Annotated in this window: 11 protein-coding genes; 1 reads left to right on the top strand and 10 read right to left on the bottom strand. The window is 72.5% G+C overall.

Annotated elements, in window-relative coordinates:
* Window positions 1–27: 27 nt before the first annotated feature.
* The 5 genes from ACZ7EC_RS09980 to ACZ7EC_RS10000 form a co-directional block, all read right to left on the bottom strand.
* Window positions 28–1,584, bottom strand: coding sequence for a phage tail sheath family protein (locus tag ACZ7EC_RS09980; RefSeq protein ID WP_471060214.1), 1,557 nt, complete (start codon window positions 1,582–1,584; stop codon window positions 28–30).
* Between the two features lie 208 nt (window positions 1,585–1,792).
* A complete protein-coding gene (locus tag ACZ7EC_RS09985) occupies window positions 1,793–3,859 on the bottom strand; it encodes an ATP-binding protein (RefSeq protein ID WP_471060217.1) in 2,067 nt (688 codons plus the stop codon).
* On the bottom strand, window positions 3,859–4,563 hold the full coding sequence (locus ACZ7EC_RS09990; protein ID WP_471060220.1) for a Pvc16 family protein: 705 nt from the start codon (window positions 4,561–4,563) through the stop codon (window positions 3,859–3,861). Before ACZ7EC_RS09990 ends, ACZ7EC_RS09985 begins: the two co-directional genes overlap by 1 nt.
* The gene (locus tag ACZ7EC_RS09995; RefSeq protein ID WP_471060222.1) at window positions 4,560–7,778 is read right to left on the bottom strand and encodes a hypothetical protein; all 3,219 of its coding nucleotides are present in this window, start codon (window positions 7,776–7,778) and stop codon (window positions 4,560–4,562) included. The genes ACZ7EC_RS09990 and ACZ7EC_RS09995 overlap by 4 nt, the downstream gene beginning before the upstream one ends.
* 169 nt (window positions 7,779–7,947) lie before the next feature.
* Window positions 7,948–8,619, bottom strand: coding sequence for a helix-turn-helix transcriptional regulator (locus ACZ7EC_RS10000; protein WP_471060225.1), 672 nt, complete (start codon window positions 8,617–8,619; stop codon window positions 7,948–7,950).
* A 227-nt stretch (window positions 8,620–8,846) separates the two neighbouring features.
* On the opposite strand from ACZ7EC_RS10000, the gene ACZ7EC_RS10005 reads away from it, so the two are divergent.
* Entirely contained in the window at window positions 8,847–10,199 is a 1,353-nt protein-coding gene (locus tag ACZ7EC_RS10005; RefSeq protein WP_471060229.1) for a COG1470 family protein, read from the top strand.
* A 428-nt stretch (window positions 10,200–10,627) separates the two neighbouring features.
* On the opposite strand, the gene sbnA is transcribed toward ACZ7EC_RS10005, so the two are convergent.
* From sbnA to ACZ7EC_RS10030, 5 genes are read right to left on the bottom strand one after another with little or no spacing between them, the layout of a single operon-like run.
* The gene (gene sbnA, locus ACZ7EC_RS10010) at window positions 10,628–11,653 is read right to left on the bottom strand and encodes a 2,3-diaminopropionate biosynthesis protein SbnA (protein ID WP_471060231.1); all 1,026 of its coding nucleotides are present in this window, start codon (window positions 11,651–11,653) and stop codon (window positions 10,628–10,630) included.
* A 34-nt stretch (window positions 11,654–11,687) separates the two neighbouring features.
* The gene (sbnB, locus tag ACZ7EC_RS10015) at window positions 11,688–12,758 is read right to left on the bottom strand and encodes a 2,3-diaminopropionate biosynthesis protein SbnB (RefSeq protein WP_471060233.1); all 1,071 of its coding nucleotides are present in this window, start codon (window positions 12,756–12,758) and stop codon (window positions 11,688–11,690) included.
* A complete protein-coding gene (locus ACZ7EC_RS10020) occupies window positions 12,755–13,759 on the bottom strand; it encodes a TauD/TfdA family dioxygenase (RefSeq protein WP_471060236.1) in 1,005 nt (334 codons plus the stop codon). Before ACZ7EC_RS10020 ends, sbnB begins: the two co-directional genes overlap by 4 nt.
* Window positions 13,760–13,801: 42 nt before the next feature.
* Complete coding sequence (locus tag ACZ7EC_RS10025; protein ID WP_471060239.1) at window positions 13,802–17,056, bottom strand: non-ribosomal peptide synthetase; 3,255 nt, start codon at window positions 17,054–17,056, stop codon at window positions 13,802–13,804.
* A gap of 13 nt (window positions 17,057–17,069) precedes the next feature.
* Complete coding sequence (locus ACZ7EC_RS10030; RefSeq protein WP_471060243.1) at window positions 17,070–19,664, bottom strand: Pls/PosA family non-ribosomal peptide synthetase; 2,595 nt, start codon at window positions 19,662–19,664, stop codon at window positions 17,070–17,072.
* Between the last annotated feature and the right edge of the window lie 228 nt (window positions 19,665–19,892).

Consider the following 19,892-nt stretch of genomic DNA (forward strand, 5'->3'; position numbering starts at 1 on the left):
CCTAGACCGACCCGCGGGTCACTGGTCTCACTCGTCGATGAGGCTGGTGCTGTCCGAGAACTGGGCCAGCCGGAAGACCACGAACTCGGCGGGCTTGACCGGTGCGACACCGATCTCACACACGACCCGGCCCTGGTCGATGGACTCCTGCGGGTTGTTGCCGCGGTCGCACTTGACGTAGAACGCCTCCTCGGCGGTGCGCCCGAACAGCGCGCCCCGCCGCCACTCCTCGGTGAGGAACGCGGTGACATTGCGCCGGATGCTGGACCACAGCCGGTCGTCGTTCGGCTCGAAGACCACCCACTGGGTGCCCAACAGGATGGACTCTTCGAGGTAGTTGAACAGCCGGCGCACGTTCAGGTAGCGCCAGGCCGGGTCGGAGGACAGGGTGCGGGCGCCCCAGATCCGGATGCCGCGGCCGGGGAAGGCCCGTACGCAGTTCACGCCGATCGGGTTCAGCAGGTCCTGCTCGCCCTTGCTCAGGCGCAGTTCGAGGTCGACCGCGCCGCGGATCACCTCGTTGGCGGGCGCCTTGTGCACGCCGCGCTCGGCGTCGCTGCGCGCCCACACGCCCGCGATGTGACCGCTCGGCGGAACCGTGGTGTTGCGGCCGGCCGCCGGGTCGAAGACCCGCACCCAGGGGTAGTAGAGGGTGGCGTACCGGGAGTCGTAACCGGCCTCGTCGTTGCGCCAGGTGCGCACCTGCTGGGCGTTGAGGCCCGGCGGGGTGTCCAGGACGGCCACCCGGTCGCCCATCTGCTCGCAGTGCGAGATCACCGCGAGCTGGACCGTGCGCACGCCCTCGGCATCGATGTCGCCGCGCTGGTAGGCGCCCATCAGGTCCGGGACCGCCACCATGGTGATCTCGTCGATGGCCTCCAGACCGCCGAAGCCGGTGCGGGCGGCGGAGTCGCCGACGTACTCGGCGGGGTCGAGCCGGGACACCTCGCCGGCGGCGGGTGCCGCGGGGACACCCGGCGCGTCGGGCACGGCCACCGTCTGGGCGGCGGGCCGCGCCTGGGCGGCGTCGCGCTGCTCGGTGACCTCGATCAGCTTGGAGGCCCGGACCTGGTTGACCACATAGCCCTTGACGTTCTTGCGGGTGGAGACGTCGTAGTTCTCCACCACCTGCTCGCCGCGCCGCACCAGCAGCCGGAAGCGGTCCTCGGGGTTGCCGTCGCCCTCCGGGTCGGCGATCTCCACCGACACCCCGGAGACGCCGGGCTTGGCCGCGACGAGGAAGCCGCCGACCGCCACCGGCTCGGGCGCCGGAGCCTGCCGGGGCACCGAACCGGCCGCCGGGGCGGCGGAGTCACGGCCGGAGCCGCCGATGCGGACCACATAGGCCGCGCCGCCGCCGTTGGCGAAGTAGCCGTACACGGCGTGCGGGAGATAGGTGCCCTCGGTGAAGCCGCCGAACAGCTGGGTGTACTGGTCCCAGTTGGTCACCAGGGTGGGCTCGTGGAAGGGTCCGGTCTGGGCGAAGCCGACGAACGCGGCGACGGCGGTGCCGACCCCTTCGATCGGTCGCGCACCGGACTGCACCTCCTCCACGTACACGCCCGGGGTGAGGTACGTCGGCATACTCGCTCCTTCGTGTGCCAAGGGTGTCACCTGCGTCGATACCGAGTCTCGGAGGCGGGTGCGGCATGGCGACAGGGGCGCGCGGACCTGGGCGAGGGCAAGTCCGCTGCCTTTCCGGGCGACCGCGACCGGCGCCGCCTTCCCTTTCGGGCAACGCCCCCTGCCGAGAAGCCCCAGGAACGGTAAAAACCGCTGGCCGGCGGCCGGTTCAGGAGTCCGTCAGCATGTCCTTCGTCCATGTCCCGAACTCGCTCTCCAGGACCAGCCGGCCGAGCTTGCGGTACTCCTGGGCGACCGCCGTCATCAACTGCCGCATGCTCAGCGGAAGTCCGGCCTCGGCAGCCAGATACGCGGCCGTCACCGCGCACGCCCGGATGGAGCCGCCGGCCAGCTCGAAGCGGTCCGCGCAGAAGCCGAGATCGAGGTCGTCGGCCCGCGGCAGCCGTCCGCCCAGGCACCGCTCCCACAGCGCGCGCCGCTGACCGGCGTCCGGCACCGGGAAGTCCGCGATCACATCGAGCCGCCGGGTGAACGCCTCGTCCAGGTTCGCCCGGAGATTGGTGGTCAGTACGGCGATGCCGTCGAAGGACTCCATGCGCTGGAGCAGGTACGCCGACTCGATGTTGGCGTGCCGGTCGTGCGCGTCCTTGACCTGCGAGCGCTTGCCGAAGATCGCGTCGGCCTCGTCGAACAGCAGCACCGCGTTGACCGCGGACGCCTCGGTGAAGATCCGCTCCAGGTTCTTCTCGGTCTCGCCGACGTACTTGTCGACCACCGTGGACAGGTCCACCACGTAGAGATCCATGCCCAGGTCGGCCGCGACCACCTCGGCGGACATGGTCTTGCCGGTGCCCGACTCGCCGGCGAACAGCGCGATCACGCCCCGCCCCCGGCCGCCGCCCGGCCGCATCCGCCACTGCCCGAGCACCTGCTCGCGATGCCGGGCGCGCACCGCAAGCTCCCGCAGCCGGCGGTAGGTCGGCGCGGGCAGCACCAGGTCGTCCCAGCCGACGGCCGGCTCCACCCGGCGGGCCAGCCGCGCGAGTCCCGCGCCGTTCTGCGCCCGGACGGCGGCCCGCAGATCGTCGGGCCGCACCGCACGGTCGGCCAGCGCGGCCGTGCGCACCGCGGCGCCAGCGGCCCGGCGCAGCTGTCCGCCGTCCAGCCGGTGCGCCGCGACCGCCGAGGCGAGCGCCTCGGCGTCGGCCGGGGCGATGCCGTCGCAGCCCGCCCCTTCGAGCGCGTGCCGCCAGCGCGCGGCCTGCCGGTCGGGGGAGGGCGGGGTCACCGGCAGGACCACCGGGGTGTCGGCCGCCCAGGCCGGGTCCCAGCCGTCCGTGCCGTACACGAACAGCGGGAGGCCGCGCAGCGCGCTGGTCAAGTCCCGTGTGACCCGGTCGCGTTGCGCGGGCTCGGGGGGCAGCGCCTCCAGCGGGCCGAGGACGACGCCCGCGCCGGACAGCCGGGCCTCCAGGGCGGCCACGCGGGCGAGCGCGGGCACGTCGGCGGGGCGCCGGGCGAGCGCCGCCGCGTCGAGCACCAGCGGTCGCAGCCCGGCCGCGTGCAGGGCCGCCACCGCGAGACCGGGCGCGTCGCCGCCGCGGTCCGGCAACTGCACCAGACCGGGACCGGAGCGCGCCGCGGCCGCGGCGCGGGCCACGTCGGCGGGGTCGGCCGTGGGGTCGGCGGCGGCCTCGCCGAGCACACCGGAGAGCCGCGCGTCCGGTTCCGTGCCGCCCAGCAGGTGCGCGCTCACCCGGTCCGGGACCGCCAGCACGCGGGACAGCGGCGGCCGTTCGGGCTCGGTGACCTCGATCAGGCCGCCCGCGAGCAGCGGCGCGCCGGGGGAGAGCCGGAAGCGGGCCGCCGACCCGGCGGGCAGTCCGCACAGCTCCAGAGCGAGGGCGACGGTCGGCCTGCGACGCGTCAGGTCGTCGTTGAGGTAGCCGTACAGCCGCTCGAACCGCGGGTCCAGATCCGGGGCCAGGGCGACCAGGAGGAGATCCGTGTCCAGCGGCGAGAGCCCGAACCGCTCGGCCAGCAGGCCCAGTCCGGCCGCCGGCGGCACCGGCGGCGGCTCGTGGTCGGGCAGCGCGAGGCCGCCCTCCCCGTCGAGGATGCGCTCCACCGCCTCCGGGGTCAGATACTGGCCCCGGTAGGGGTCGTCGGGATCCGGGTCGACGGCGCGCCGCGCGGCCACCGCGTACCGCACCCGCTCCTCGACCAGCCGCAGCCGCGCCCACAGGACGTCCACCTCGGCCTCGGTGGCGTACATCAGGGCTGCCGCCTTCCCCTGCGGCGCCGGGCCGGCACCGCGGGCCGCGCGCGGGGGCCGGCGAAGCCCTCCGCACCGGGGTCGCCCACCTCCTCGTACCGCAGCCGCCGTCCCGGTACGGGCTCCTCGCCGGGTCCGAGCCCGCCCGTGCGCACCACGAGCCCTTCGGTCACCGGCGGCGCGGCCGGGCGGGCCACGGCGGCCAGCGGCGCGCGCACCCGGACCCCGAGCGAGGGCTTGAGCTCGCCGTCCAGCGCCGACCACACATCGGACGCGGACGGCGCGTCGATGCCGCCCCCGGCGGTGTCCAGGGAGACGGTCAGCCCCAGCTCGGCGAGCGTGCCGGTGAGCAGGTCCTCCGGCAGCGCGTCCGTGCTCACCAGCGTGCCCAACACCTGCGACAGCAGCCGGTGTTCGTCCTGCGGGCGGCTCGCCCACGCCGTGACCAGATACGTCAGCTCGAACCAGCGGGGCGGGGTGCGCCGCGCCACCACATAGCCCTCGGCGTCGTGCACCTCACCGGCGCCGCTGCCGCGCCGGGTGGCGTCCTCCTGGATGTGGTAGAGGAACACGCACACCGTGGGCGCGTTGCGGCGGGCCGCCCACTCGCGGGTCGGCGCGTCGAAGACCACCTCGACCCCGGACGCCTCCAGACCGGACCCGGCGAGCAGCCCGCGCAGCGCCTCGTCGACCTCGTGGATCACCGGCGGGTCACCTCGTCCGGCGGCTGCACACTGCCCAGCACCACCAGGAAGTCCGTCTTCACCGGGGAGAATCCGGGCCCTCGCGCGGTGATGGTGCGCGGTCCCGTCTGGTCCTTGGTGAGGATGAGCAACTGGCCGATGAAGGTGCCGTCCGGTTTGGGCACGGTCGGCGCGGCGGCCGCGGTGATCCCCGGCTTCCAGGCGAACCGCACCGGCACGCCGGGCGGGAAGTCCTTGCCGCGCACCGAGGTGACGAAGCCGGGCTTGCCGATCGGCGGTACCGCGATGATCTTCGGTTGGAGGATCCGCAGCTTCGTACTGGCCTTGTTGTCACGGGGATCGGCGTCCGTGCCGGTGGTGGTCAGCACGCCGGTGGCCCGGCCGGTCAGCGCGTGGTCGGGTGCGAGCACCACCCGTACGACGGTGCTCGCACCCGGCGACAGGTCCGGCAGCGCGCACAGCCAGGAGCTGTCGCAGCCCGGCGGCGGACCGCCGTTCGGGATTCCGGCGGGCAGCGAGATGCGCAGCCGCAGCCCGGTGGCCAGCGCGTTGCGGCCGTTGCGCACGGTGTACGTGACCACGACCCGGCCGCCGACATAGCCCGGATCGGGCTGGGCGGTCACGGTGACCCCCGGCCCCGCCTTGGGCGCGGGCGGCGTGGGCGGGACGGGCGGCGGGGCGGGCGTGTGGGTGGGGGTCGGTGTGGGGGTGGGCGTCGGGGGCGGGGTCGGCGGCGCGGGCGGCTGCACCGGCACCACGGTCCGGGCGGAGTTGTCGCCGGGCTGCGGGTCGATCACGCTGCCGCTGACCGACCAGTCGATCGGCTGGTCGCCGGTCACGTTCCCGGTGACGGTCACGGTGACCGGGACCGTCGTACCGGGTGGCACCACCCCGAGGTCGCACTGGAGCGTGGCGGCGTCGCAACTGCCGCCGGGATAGGTCACCTTGGTGACGGTCACCCCGGCCGGCGGTGCCATGGTCAGCCTGGTGCCGGGCGAGGCGGCCGGGCCGTTGTCGACCACGTCCACCTTCAGGTCCGTGGACTTGCCGACGGTCACCGGGGGCGTCGTACCCGGAGCGTGCACCGCCAGGTCCACCGACTGCTCGACACTGGGCTCCTTCTGACGGCCCGGCAGCTCGGTGGTGAGCGGCGAGACACGGCCGGTCGCCACGGTCAGCACGTACAGGTTCTCCGGGCAGTTGACGGGCGCGTCGTCCCGCGCGCTGAACACGATCCGGGTGCCGTCCGCCGTCCAGGCCGCGTCGCGCGGCTGGTGCGGTCCGGTGACCGTGGTGTCGGGCAGCTGCTGCCGGCAGGCGTCCGCGGTGCCCCGCGCGGCCGCGGGCAGCAGCACCTGGCAGCTGTCGCCGGACACGGAGGTCAGCACCAGGCCGTTGCGCTCGTCGACGAGGCCGCCGCCGTTCTTGCGGTTGAAGGCGATCGAGCGCCCGTCGGGGGAGAACGCGGGGCTGTCGTCGATGACCGAGCAGGTGCCGGGGCAGTTCGCGGCGCTGAGGTCCTTCTGCGCGTTCAGGTCGTCGACCGGCACGGTCCAGATGTGCTTGTTGCCGCCGTTGCCGTCGATCACCTCGTTGCGGGTGAAGGCGAGCATCGTGCCGTCCGGGGACCAGGTGAGCTGCGCGTCGCTGCCGCTCTGCTGACCGGCCGGCGGGACCACCTCGTGCACGATCGCGCCCGTGGTGGCGTCGGCGATCAGGATGCGGCCGGGGCCGGACGCGGAGCCGACCCCGCCGGGCGAAGTCCGGGTGAACGCGAGGTACTTGCCGTCCGGTGAGAACGTCGGGTCGGTGTCCCAGTCCTGCGGCCCCCGCCCGGCCAGCGGCATCGCCCGCGGGTTGAGGCCGTCGGCGTCCGTCGTCCAGATCCGCTCGATCCGCCCCTGGCCGCTCGGTGCGTTCTCGAACCGGGTCACCACGATCCCGCGGCCGTCCGGTGTGTAGTTCTGCCGCTCGGTCCAGGGGTCGTACCCGGCCGCAGGCTGGAACAACGGGTCCTTCGCCGGATCGGTGTTGGTGCCGGCCGCCGGGTCCTCCTGGAGGACGGTCACCCCGAGATCGCGCGGGTCGGAGCCGTCCATCCGCACGTCCTGCAAGGTCGCCACCCGCTGGTCCGGCGTCGCGTTCTGGCCGTTCACCTGCGGTGCGGGTGCCGAGAGCCGGTCCACCACCGGGTAGCCGCCGGTCAGCGGGCCGACCCAGGTCACCGAGGAGACGTCGCGGTTCTCGCTCAGCACCAGATCCGGGTCGGGGTGCTGGTCCGGGTTCTCCGGGGCCCGCCACACATGGTTCCAGTCGCCCTCGCAGCTGCAGGTGTGGTTGGTGCTGAGGAACAGCACACCGTTGCCGTCGGGCAGCCAGGCCGCGCCGTGCGTCTGCCACTGTGCCGCCGTGCCCGCGAGCAGCGGCTGGTCCCCGTCCGGGCGGCCGAGCTCGCGCAGCTTCGGCCCGGTCTTGGAGTCGGCGGTGTACGTGTACGCGAGCAGGTTCCGGTGCGCGTCGTCGTTCACCGGGTTGAACACCGGCTCGGTCGCCTTGCCGCCGAGGGTCCCGGTGAGCGCGGTCGCGTTGCCCCCGGCCAGCGGGCGCACATAGATCTGCGGCCCGGCGCCCGCGTCCGGGTTCGCGCTGTACGCCAGCCGCTGCCCGTCCGCCGACACGGTCGGGCTCTGCTCGTCGTACGGCGTGTCGGTCAGCCGGGTCAGACCGGTGCCGTCGGTGCGCACCAGCCACAGATCGCGCTGCTTCTTGCCGTCCGGACCACCCGGCTCCGCCGAGTCGAACACCACCGAAGCGCCGTCCGGGGTCAGCCGGGGATGCGCCGCGTCCCGGCCGCTGGTCAGCTTGCGCACCGAACCGTCCGGCGCCCGCAGATAGATCTGCGGACGCTTGTCGTCACGGCGGCTCGCGAACACGATCGTGTCCCCCAGCGCCGTGGCCTGTACGTCGTAGTGCGCCGGGCCCGAGCCGAACAGGGGGTCGCTGGAGTCGGTCTTCGTGACCCGGCCCAGGCTGCGGTGGTCGGTGCCCGCGTACGCCACGCGGGCGGGCGCGGTGGTGGCGGCCGTCGGCCGGACGGGGTCCGCGCCGCTCGGTCCCGAGGCCGCGGTCACCGCCAGAAGCGGGACCAGCAGCAGCGACGAGGCGCCGAATCTCCCCAGCCGGCGCTGCCCGCCGGGTCCAGCGGTGCCGTTCACGGTCCACCTCGCAGTATCGGTACACATGGGTGCGCCCCGTCACTGTGCGGCACGTGCGGGCCCTGCGGCAGGGCGCCGGGGACCCTTCCGGGGGAAGGGCCCGTTGCGCTTTCGGGCAGCGCCGGGTGTCCGGGGCACTCGGCCCGCGCGCTCTGCGGCCGAGCCGCCGTCAGATCAGCCCGTTGCGCAGCGCGTATCCCACCGCGTGCGCCCGGTTGCGCAGTTGGAGCCGCGTGGTCACCTCGTGCAGCACGTTCTTGACGGTCCGTTCGGAGTACGAGGTCTTCTCCGCGATCTCCGAGGTGTCGAGGCCCTCCGCCACCAGGCGCAGCATGTCCGCCTCGCGCGCGGTCAGCGTGGACAGGGAGAGCCCGCGCGGGTCGAGCGCCGCCCGCTGGAGGCTGCCGACATGGCTGAGCAGCTTGCCGAGCAGATCGCCGGGAAGCACGCCCTCGCCCTTGGCCAGCGCCAGCACCAGGTGCAGCAGCCGGTCCTGGTCGGCATCCGAGCGGCGCAGCACCGCGCCCACCCCGCACTCGATCACCCGTTGCAGCGCCGCCGATTCGAAGGTGCCCACCACCAGGCCGGTGCGGGTGGCGGTGTTGCGCTGGAGCCGTTGCAGCAGGGCCGTCACCTCGTCGTCCACGGTGTCGACGACCACGAGCGAGATCTGCGCCCCGTCCGCGTCGCCATCCGGCAGCAACTCCAACTCCGGTCGCTGGCGCAGCTGCTGGACGGTGCCGATGTGCAGGACGAGATCCTGGGCGTAGACGGCCACGGTCACCCGGTCCGGGCGGCCGACGGAGGCGGGCGGGGTCCCGCCGGGCATCTGGACGATCATGAAAAGTACTTTCTTTCGCAAGGCCGGAGATGGTGGCGTTGTTCAGGACGCGAGCCGGGCGGCGACGGTGGCGCCCGGAGCGGTGGGATGGCGCACACGCCGCCTTCGGCGTGTCAGCTCGACTCCCGTTCAATGGAGTTGATGTTGTCCGCTGCGGGCACGTGGGCTGCCCGGAAGTTGCCCCCGCATCTCTCGTCGTCGTGCGGGTACGGCTCTACCGTCGTGGCGTGACGCCATCTGCACCCTCTTCCGGACCCGGCGCCCCCGGCCTCGACATCCCGGCCGTGACGGTGACGCCGGGCGGCACCGCCACGACCAGCCTGACCGTGCGCAACGACAGCGACATCGTCGAGGCGTACACGCTGGACGTGGTGGGCGACTGTGCGCCCTGGGCGACCGTGGAACCCGCGCGCATCTCGCTCTATCCCGGCACCTCCGAGACGGTCACCATCACCCTGGCCCCACCCCGCTCGCCCGAGGTCCGGGCCGGCGATGTGCCGCTGGGCGTACGGGTGTTGCCGGCCGAGCACCCCGAGTCGGTCACCGTGCCCGAGACCACGGTGCACATCGAGGCGTTCCACGAGCTGCGCACCGAGATTCTCCCACGGCGTCGGCGCGGCTGGCTGCGCGGCCGCTACCGGGTGGCGGTGCGCAACGAGGGCAACACCCCGACACAGGTCTCCTTCCGGCCCGAACAGGCCGGTGAGGAACTGCGGTTCGGGTTCGTCCCGGCCGGCCTGGAGCTGGCGCCCGGCGAGTCGGCGGAGACCCGGCTGCGGGTGCGCACCGGCAAACCGGTGTGGTTCGGCAAGCCCGCCGTATGGCCCTTCACGGTGCATCCCACCGACAGTGCGGCCGAGGCGGAGGCGGAGGGCAGCGCACGCCCAGCGGCGTATGTACGGCCCCCGCTGGAGGCCGAGTTCGTCCAGATCCCCATCTTCCCGAAGTGGCTGCTGGCCCTGCTCGCGGCCATCCTCGCCCTGCTGCTCGCCTGGTTCGCGCTGGTGCGCCCCGCGGTGCGCAGCGCGGCCCGGCAGGCCGCGGACGAGGTGGTCCAGCCGCGCCCCACCCCCGGCGGCGACAAGAACGGGCAGTCGCCGGGCACCGGCAACGGCACCGGGACGGGCAACGGCACGGGCAGGGAACAGGGCGGCACGGGGACCGGCGTGCCCGGCGGCGGCAGCCCCGGCGGCACCGGTCCCGGAACCTCGGTCGGCGGCGGCGAGCAGAGTTCGACCACCATCGACGTGGAGACGGCCGGCGGGCAGGACAAGACCGGCAGCTACACGGTGCCCAAGGGCAAGGTGTTCGGCATCACGGACATCGTGGTCGCCAACTTCCAGGGCGACGAGGGGGTCATGACCATCACGTTCGGCGACCGGAAGATCACCACGATCGCGCTGGAGACCTTCCGCAACCAGGATTACCACTGGGTCACCCCCATCGAGATCCCCGCGAACGCCACCGTCACCGCGAAAGTCACCTGCGCGAAGCCGGGCACACCGGCCACGGGCCGGCAGGCACAGCAGTGCCATGAGGTCCTGAACGTGAGCGGTGAACTCGCGAACGTCGCCCAATGAGGTGGCTTTTCTGAAAATAGTTCGCCTGGTGTGGCCTATGAGGGAAGGGGCGACTTTCACTCCGTCCGAAAACCGATATCGGGCCGAACTGTGCAGGAAATGTGCAGGTCAACGCCGATGGCCAGGGAATTCAAGGCCGGGCGGAAGCGGCACCGGGGCGCACGGCGCGGCACGGTCCGAACGGAATGGCCTGTTCCCTACCGTTCATGTGGGGGACGCCGGCCGCAGGACACACACGTGAGTACCCCGAGCACCCGCGTCCATGCCCCCCGTACCGGGCGGAGCTGCCCCCTCGTACCCGGCGGGCGTGCCCTCGCGTACGGCGTGACGCTGCCCTTCGCGGCACCCCAAAGCCGCCCTCCCACACCTGCCGAAGGGCGCCTACCGGGGCGACTTCCCCGGTCAGGCGCCCTTCCTTGGTGGAGGCGCTACGAGCGGCGCCTGCGCTCCGGCGTCCGGGGCGCGGACTCGACCTCCTCCGTCACGGAGTCCATCCCCGTGTCCTCCAGGACGTGATCGCCGTACAGGTCCTGGAGCCAGTTGGTCTGGTAGACGGTGTCGAGGTAGCGCTCGCCCATGTCGGGCGCGATGGCGACCGCGGACAGGCCGCGGGCGTCATGCCGGGCCAGCCAGTCGGTGGCGCCGCTGACGACGGTCCCGGTGGAGCCGCCGAACAGGAAGCCGCGGCGGGCCATGCGGTGGCACATGCGGATGGTGTCCGCCTCCTCCACCCGGATCACCTCGTCCACGACGGACTCGTCCAGCAGCGGCGGGCGCATGCTCATGCCCAGGCCCGGAATCATCCGGCGGCCCGGCTCGCCGCCGAAGGCCACCGAGCCCACGCTGTCCACGGCGACGATCCGCACCGGCCGGTGCCACTGCCGGAACCAGCGGGCGCAGCCCATCAGGGTGCCGGTGGTGCCGGCCCCGATGAACACCACGTCCAGGTCGGGGAACTCCTGGGCGATCTCCGGGGCCGTGGTGCGGTAGTGCGCCCGCCAGTTGCCCGCGTTGGTGTACTGGCTCAGCCAGACGTACCGGTCGTCGGAGGCGCACAGCTGGCGCACGTACTCGATCCGCGTGCCCAGGAATCCGCCGTTGGAGTCCTGGTCGGCGATGACGTGCACCTCGCTGCCGAGCGCCTCCATCAGCAGTCTGGTCGACAGGTTGCAACGGGAGTCCGTCACACACAGGAACTGGTAGCCCTTGCTGGCGGCGATCATGCTGAGCGCCACGCCGAGGTTCCCGGAGGAGGACTCGACGAGGATGGACTCCGGCGTCAGGAGTCCGTCCCGCTCGGCGCTCTCCACCATCTCGTTCGCGGCCTTCAGTTTGATGGAGCCGGCGAAGTTGAAGCCCTCGCACTTGAGATGGAGGGGTTGTCCGCAGATCGACTCGAGGTCGACGAAGAGATGGCCCTCGTTGAAGGCATAGGGAGCGGTAATGACAGGCACGGCGGACCTCCTGGTGCCGGGCCGAGGACGGGCCTCAGCCGTACCGGCGCAGGTCGTGGAAGAAGTCGTCGATGAGGCGGAGGCTGCCCGCCCGGAGTACCTCGTCGTAGACGTACTTGCCGACGGCGAGATCGAGGACACCGAGTCCGAAGGGCGAGAAGATCACCGGACGGTCGGCCGGCGGCGCGGCCCGCCCGCACAGCACGTCGTCGAGCGTGCCGTTGAGGAAGCCGCGGTTCCCGGTGAGCTGTTCGACCAGGTGCGGTGAGGTGTCGGCCTTCAGGCAGTGCTCGACGTCGTCGACGAAGTTGGCGGCGTCCAGCAGGACTTCGGGGGCCAGGTCCCGCAAGGACACGTGCAGGACGAGGGGGTTGTGGTCGAACCACGCCGGATCGGTGACGTGCGGCTTGCCGGCGACGGTGGCGAAGACCACGAGATCGCTGCCGCGGATCAGGTCCTCGGCACGCTCGTGCACGGTGACCTGCCCGCCCGCGCCGCTCTGGCGCAGATAGCCGCGGAACCCCTCGGCGCTGTCGGCGGACACGTCGTGCACGCCGATCGCGTCGAACTCCCAGCCGGTGCCGGCCAGGAAGGTGTGGATGTACCGGGCGATCAGCCCCGTGCCGAAGAACCCGATCCGCGTGGGCCGGACGTTCCGGCCGCGGCTGAGGCAGTCGGCGGCGAGCGCCGCGGACGCGGCGGTCCGGGTGGCGCTGATGATGGAGCTCTCCAGACAGGCGAACGGATAGCCGGTCTCGGGGTCGTTGAGGATCAGCACCGCGGAGGCCCGCGGCAGCCCGGAGCGCACGTTGTCCGGGAAACTGGAGATCCACTTCAGGCCGTCCACGTGCACCGAACCGCCGATGGAGGCCGGCAGCGCGATGATCCGCGAGTTCGGACGGTCCGGGAAACGCAGGAAGTACGACGGCGGGTTCACCGAGTCCCCGGCCCCGTGCAGCCGGTAGGTGGCCTCCACCAGCGCCACCAGTTCCCGCTCGCGCCCCGTCAGGGCCTGCTGCACCTGCTGCCCGGAGATCACCGAGAATGTGGGTACCGAGGGCTCGCCCGCCGCCTGTTCGGCGGTCGTCGTCAGCAGATCGGTCATCGCTCGCTCGCCTCCAGGGCCGGGCGGCCGTCGGCGAGCCGGCGCGGCTCGGCCATGCCCACCAGCACCTGCCGTTCGCCGCTGAACGGCTCCCGGCTGTGCGCGGTGGAGATGTTGTCCACGAGCAGCAGATCCCCGGCCTGCCAGGGCTCGCGCCGGGTGTGCGCCGCATAGGCGGAGTTGAGTAGTTCGACCACCTCCTCGCCGATCGGAGTGCCGTCCCCGTAGCGGGTGTTGAACGGCAGCCCGTCCTCGCCGTACATGTCCACGAGGTACTCGCGCACCTCCGGGGACAGCGTCCACTCGTTGAGGAACGCGATCTGGTTGAACCAGCAGCGCCGGCCGGTGACCGGGTGCCGTACCACCGCGCTGCGCCGCTGCCGGGTGCGGAGCGAGCCGTCCGGGTGCCAGGTGTACTCGATGGCGTGCTCCCGGCAGTAGCGCTCGATCTCCTCGCGGTCCTCGGTGCCGAACGACTCCGCCAGCGAGGCCCCGATCTCGTCGTTGTAGCTGCGGGTCAGCAGCCAGCCCTCGCGCTCGAACCGCTCGGTCAGCGAGGCGGGCAGCGCGTTCAGCACCTCCTCGGCGTCGGCCACCGCCGTCGCCCCGCCCTCCGGGGCCGCGGTCAGGCACGCGAACAGCATCAGGGACGGCACGTCCAGCGTGTAGCTCAGCTCGTGGTGCATGCACATCGGCTGGTTGGCCGGCCACGGAGTGGAGGAGTACACACCGGACGCGACGGCCTCGCGTGGCGCGAACGCCTCACGCTCCTGCATGAGTTCACCGGTGATCCGGGCGAAGACGGCACCGACCTGGTCCGCGTCCCGCAGTCCCAGACCACGGACCAGCAGCGCCCCGTGCTCGGTCACCAGGGCGCGCAGCGCCTCGCGGTGCTCGCCCGCCCAGGCCGGGGCGTCGCCCGGCGAGTCGACGCGCAGCAGCGCCGGTCTGTGCGGGCGCAGCTCCACCTCGAGCGGCGCTGCCAGGGATGAGAACGGCATCTCGGTTTCCTTTCGGTTGCCCGTCTGGAGGGTCCGCGTGGCTCAGGACGTGGCCAGGGGTACGGCGGCCCGCAGCACGGCACGCGCCGCCTCGGCCGGCCGGGTGCGGGGGAAGTAGTGGCCTCCGTCGGTGAGTTCGTGCAGCTCCACCCGGCCGGCCAGCAGCAGCCAGTCCCGGTGGCGTTCGGTGGCGCCCGCGGTGTGCGGGTCGTCGGCCGCGACGACCACCGTGAGCGGGGCGGCCAGCTTGGGGGGCGAGGGGGACTGGAGGGCCGCGCGGAAGTAGCGGTGGGCGGCGACGCAGTCGTGCCGGTAGGCGGCGCCGATGTGCTCGGCGTGCGCCTCGTTCAGCTCCGCCAGCTCGGTGTAGCCGCTGTCCGCGGTGAGCCGCGCCGCGATCTCGGCGTCCCCGAGCGCGGTCAACTCGGTGGCCGCGGCGCCTCGTTCGTCCGCGGTGCCGAGGAGCTGGGCGCCGATGAACACCCGGCCGACCCGCACCCCCCGCTCGGCGAGCCGCCGGGCCGTCTCGATCGCGGGCGCCGCCCCCGAGGAGTGGCCCCACAGCATCACCCGCGTCAGCCCGCGCGCCACGATCTCCGCGGCGACCTGCTCGGCCACCTGCGCGATGGAGACGAACGGCTCCTGGTGCGCGGCCAGATCGTGTCCGGGCAGATCCACCGCGAGGACCGTGAGCCCGCTGTCGGCCAGCGCGCTCGCCATCGGCTGGAAGTTGACCGCGTTGCCCCCCGCGTACGGGAAGCAGACCAGCGCGCCCGCGTCCGCACCGCTCCCCTCCGCGAGCGGCTGGAGCAGCTCCCCGTGCTGCGTGCCCGTGCCGTCCAGCAGCGCGGCCAGGTCGGCGAGGACCGGGTGCCGGGTGATGTCCTTGAGGGACACCGCCCGCTCCAGCGCGATGCTGAGCTTGACGGCGGTCAGCGAGGTGCCGCCGGAGTCGAAGAACTGGTCCGAGCGGCGCACCCGGTCGACCGGTACGCCCAGCACCTCGGCCCAGGCCGCGGCGAGCCGCCGTTCGGCGGGCCCGGCCGGGACATCCGCCGCCGGGGTCTCCTCCGTGGCCGGCGTGGTCCGAGCCGCCAGCGCGGTCAGCGCCTTGCGGTCGATCTTCCCGTTGGCGGTCAGTGGCAGGGCCTCCTGCCAGTGGAAGGCGGAGGGGACCATATAGGCGGGCAGTACCGCGCCGAGCGCCTCGCGCAGCGCCGCCACCGGCCGCGGCGCGCCCGCGCAGAAGGCGATCAGATGTCTGCTGCCGCCGCCCCGCTCGGTGACCACCACCGCCGCGTCCCGCACCCCGGCCACCCGCAGCAGCGCGTTCTCGATCTCGCCGATCTCGATGCGGAAGCCGCGGATCTTCACCTGGTTGTCCCGGCGGCCCAGGAACTCCAGCTTGCCGTCCGGGTGCCAGCGCCCCCAGTCACCGCCCAAGTACAGCCGCTCACCGGGCCGGTACGGGTCCGTGCGGTACGCCTCACGGGTGCGCTCCGGATCGTTGACGTACCCCCGGCCCACACAGACACCGGAGAAGGCGATCAGACCGGGCGCGCCCAGCGGCACCAGCGACAGCCGCTCGTCCACCACGTAGACGCGTACGTTGTTCACCGCGCGCCCCAGCAGCACCCGCTCCGGCACCCGGTCCAGGACCTCGTGGTTGGTGTCGTCCGAGGTCTCCGTCAGGCCGTACGCGTTGAGCAGTCTGATGTCCGGCTCGATGGCGAACCAGCGCTGCACCAGCTCCCGCTTGAGCGCCTCGCCGGTCACCGACACACAGCGCAGGTCCGGCAGTTCACGCGGCCGCTGCTCCAGGTACGAGACGACGACCTCCAGATAGGAGGGCACCAGCTGCGCCACCGTGACCCGGCCGTCGACCAGCGTGCCGACGAAGCGCTCCACGTCCGTGATCTCGTCCTGTCCGACCAGCAGGGTCCGCCCGCCGACCATGAGCGCGGACACCAGCTGCCACAGCGAGATGTCGAAGCACTGCGGTGCCGTCTGCGCCACCACCGAGTCCTCGCCGATGCCCAGATCGTCGATCTTCGCGAAGAGGTGATTGAGCAGGCCCGCGTGCTCGCACATCGCCCCCTTCGGCTCGCCGGTGGAGCCGGAGGTGAAGTAGATGTACGCCAACTGGTCCTCGTCGACGCGCAGTCGCAGGTCGTCCTCGGCGTGCGGCTGCGCGTACGCCTCCTCGACCAGCAGCCGCCGCGCCCCCGGCACCGAGGCCAGCGCCTCGTCCAGGGTGGCGGTGCTGCCGGACTCGGTCAGCACCAGCCGGCAGCCCGCCCGCGACAACGTCGCCGCGATCCGCCCGGCCGGGAAGTGCGGCTCGATCGGCAGGTAGACGGCGCCCGCCTTGAGCACCGCGAGCGTCGCCGCCGGCCAGTCGAGGCCGCGCTCCATGACGACGGCGACCACGTCCTCCCGGCCGACGCCCCGCTCGACGAGCGCCCGCGCCAGCCGGTTGGCCCGCCGGTTCAGCTCGTCGTACGTCCACGCCCGCTCGCCCTGGACGACCGCCACCGCGTCCGGACGGGTCCGCACCCGCTGCTCGAACAGCTCGTGCGCCCGCGCCTTCGGCAGCGGCCGGTGCGGTCCGGCCAGCCCCTCCGTCTGCTCGCGCACCTCGTCGTCGGAGAGCAGGCTCTGCGCGCCGTGGTCGGCGTCCGGGTCGGCCGCCAGCAGCTGGAGGGCTCTCAGGTGGTAGCCGCCGATCCGGGCCGCGGCCGCGGAGTCCAGCACGTCCGTGCGGTAGCCGAAATGCAGCAGCAGCCGGCCGCCCCGCTCCGACCAGCGCACCTGGAGTACCCCGTCGTCGGCGTGGTTCTCGTCGGCCCCGATGGGCCCGAACACCACCTCGTACGGCGGCTCGGTCAGCCCGAGTTCGCGGCGCAGCTTCTCCACCGGGAACTCCCGGTGCGCCAGCACCTGCGCCTCCGCGTGCTCGGCCGCCGCCGCCAGCTCCCGCCAGGAGCCGGGGCGGACGGTCAGCCGGCAGGGCAGGGGTTCGCCGCGCACGCCGGTGGTGTAGCCGGTGACCACGTCCGGCTCGCCGGACAGCGCGGCCAGCACCTTGGCATGCGCCGCGAGCAGCAGCGCGCTGACGGGCACCCCCTGGCGCCCGACCAGTTCGCGCACCGCCCGCGCCACCTCCTCAGGCACCGGCATCTCGTGCTCGGCCGAGCCGGGAGCCGGCTCCCGCACCCAGCGCGGCACCGCGGTGACACCGCCGGTGGTCAGCACCCGCTGCCAGAACTCCCGGTCCGCTTCCACGCGCGTTCCCATCGAATGGCCTTCCTCAACTCACGGTCGCCGCAGGGGCGTTGGCTGTAGACGCGATCGGCAGGGGGGTGTCGGGCGGAGCTTCGGCCGCCGGCATCTCCACCGCCGGGTTGCCGCCCCACCGCGCGTGCGGGGGCACTTCCTCGCCCTTCATGAGGAAGGAGTCGGCGACCAGCTCCGAGCCCTCGCCCATCGTCACGCCGTAGTGGACGTGGGCGGAGACGCCCAGCGTGGTGCCGGCGCCGAGCCTGATGAAGTCGGACTTGAAGGTGCCGTCCTCCTGCGAGTGGCACTGGACCTTGCTGCCCGCGTTGAGGGTGCAGCCGTCGCCGATGACCGCGAGGGTCCGGTCGGTGATGTAGCAGCCGTCGTCGAACACCATGCGGCCCACGCGCACGCCCATCAGCCGCCAGACCAGGCTCTTGAAGGGGGTCCCGTTGAAGAGGTTCAGCCACTGCGACGGGACCTTCCACAGGCGCTCGATCCGCCAGAAGTCCCGGTCGTAGATGGAGCACAACTGGGGCCGCAGCCCGCGGAACCGGGTCATGCAGCGCTCCAGCACGACGTAGTACGCGGTGGAGAAGGCGAGGGTCAGCGCCAGATAGGCCGCTATCACCACATGGCCCGCCATGCCGTACAGATCGACCGTGGCGAGCGCGAACAGGGTGAGCACGAAGACGTGCAGCCAGCGGGCGAGCAGCCACCAGCCCATCGAGCGCAGGTTGTAGCGGTTCTTCGCGCGCAACCGGGTGCTCAGTTCCTCGCCCTCGCGCAGATGGTCGAAGCGGGCGTCGCGGTCGACCGAGCGCGGGATCTCGAAGCACGGCGAGCCGAGCAGTCCCACGCCCGACCGGACCTCGCCGTCCAGCGGGATCATCACCTTGGTCGCGAGCAGGCAGTTCTCGCCCGTCCTGCCGCCCACCGGGTAGGCGATGTTGTTGCCGAGGAAGTTGCGCGGCCCGATCGACACCCTCGACAGCCGGAACGACGTGCTCGAATAGTCCGCGTTGAGCAGGGACAACCCGTCCGCGATCATGGTGCCGCTGCCGACCGACACCAACAGCGGTGTCTCGTGCTGCACTTCGGTGCCGAAGTTCGAGCCGGTCTGCTCGACGTGCGACAGGTCGTACCCGAGGCCGCGCAGATAGTGCACGACGTACGAGCTGTCACCGAACAGCCAGGCGAAGAACTTGACGTTGGTCAGGCGGGCCGTCGTACGGTGCAGCGCGTAGTGGACGCCGTAGAGCGGGTAGACCCGGTCGGGCCGGACGACCAGCCGCAGCAGCCTGGGCAGCGTGTACAGGACGGCGAGTCCCACGACGACGAACCCGGCGAACAGCACCAGGGAGAGCAGCAGCGAGTCGGTGAGCAGCTGGCCGGGCGCCAGGTCGTCGGTGTCCGGGTCGAGGCGGTCGCCGATCGCCGGTACCGCGGTGAACAGCATGTACATCCCGCCGATGGCCAAGGGGATGTAGATGAAGAGGAGTTGGGCCAGAGTGCCGAGGCCGAACCAGGCCCGCCGCAGGGTGCCGCACCGGGCGGGCGGCACCCGCAGGTAGTCCGTCGACGCCGGTTCGGCGGGGGAGCCGTGCCAGCGCTCGCCGGCCGGGACCGCCTGACCGCGGTGCAGCGCGGAGGCGTGGCCGAGCTGTGCTCCGTCGCCCATCGAGGTGTCGATGTCCAGGGTGGTCTTCTCCCCGATGAACACGCCCTCGCCCAGGGTGATCCGGCCGGTCTGGATGCGTCCCGCGTACGCCCGGTAGCCGAGGATGAAGGAGTCCTTGCGGATCACCGTCCCGGCGCCGATCGTCACCAGGTCGGGGCAGGCCGGCAGGGTGTGCGACAGGATCGTCACCCCCTTGCCGATCCGCGCGCCCAGGGCCCGCAGGTACAGCACGTACAGCGGGGTCCCGGCGAGGAAGACCATCGGGTTCGCGTGCAGCAGCACCTTCACGAGCCAGAAGCGCGCGTACGCGAGGCCCCAGACGGGGAACTCGACCGGCTTCCAGCGGCCGACCAGCAGCCACTTGGCGATGACCGGGAACACGCACAGCGCGACGAAGCCGGTGCCACCGAAGACCAGCGACCGTACGTAGATGTCGGCGACCCCGTTGCCGTCGGCGACCCACTCGTAGCCGGTGCCGGTGACCAGACCGGAGACGAGCGAGTAGGCGAGGAAGGCCAGCAACTGGAAGGTCCCGCACAGGAAGTGGGTCAGCCGGCTGGTCTGCGGCAGGGGCGCAGGGGGTGCGGCGGGTGCCGGTGCCGCGGGTGCCGCCGGGGCGGCGGGGGCCTCGTCCGGGAGGGTCGCCGGGGCGAGGGCCGCGGCCAGTTCACGGACGGTGGGGTACCGGTAGATGTCCCGCATCGAGGGGGACGGCAGGTCGGACCGCTTTCGCACGCGTGCGCAGAACTGGGCCATGACCAGGGAGTTGGCGCCGAGGTCGGTGAAGAAGTGGCCGTCCACCGGCACCTGCTCGGTGCCCACGACCTCGGCCAGCACGTCCGCGAGTCCGCTCTCGGTCTCTGTTCTGTCCGGGCCGGTGCCGCTCACGGGGAGGGCGGATGCGTCCGGCCCGCTTATATCGATCTCGGAGGACTGCTCCACCATTCGATCTCCTCGAGAACGTTCTGGATCGTTGATGCACATTCCTGATCACGAACCGCCAATTCAGTGTGGACAGGGCACCGTAAGCCTGTCACTTCGAACCAATCGCCCGACTCGCCGGAAATGCCCGTTGGGCCCCTGATCCTTGGGCGGGCGGGGCTGGCGGCCGCTGCGGATCACCCGTTTGGCGGTTCACTCGTGCGGCAGCGTCGGGGGTCCGGGCGGGGCGAT

The sequence above is a fragment of the Streptomyces sp. NPDC037203 genome (genome assembly GCF_055605065.1).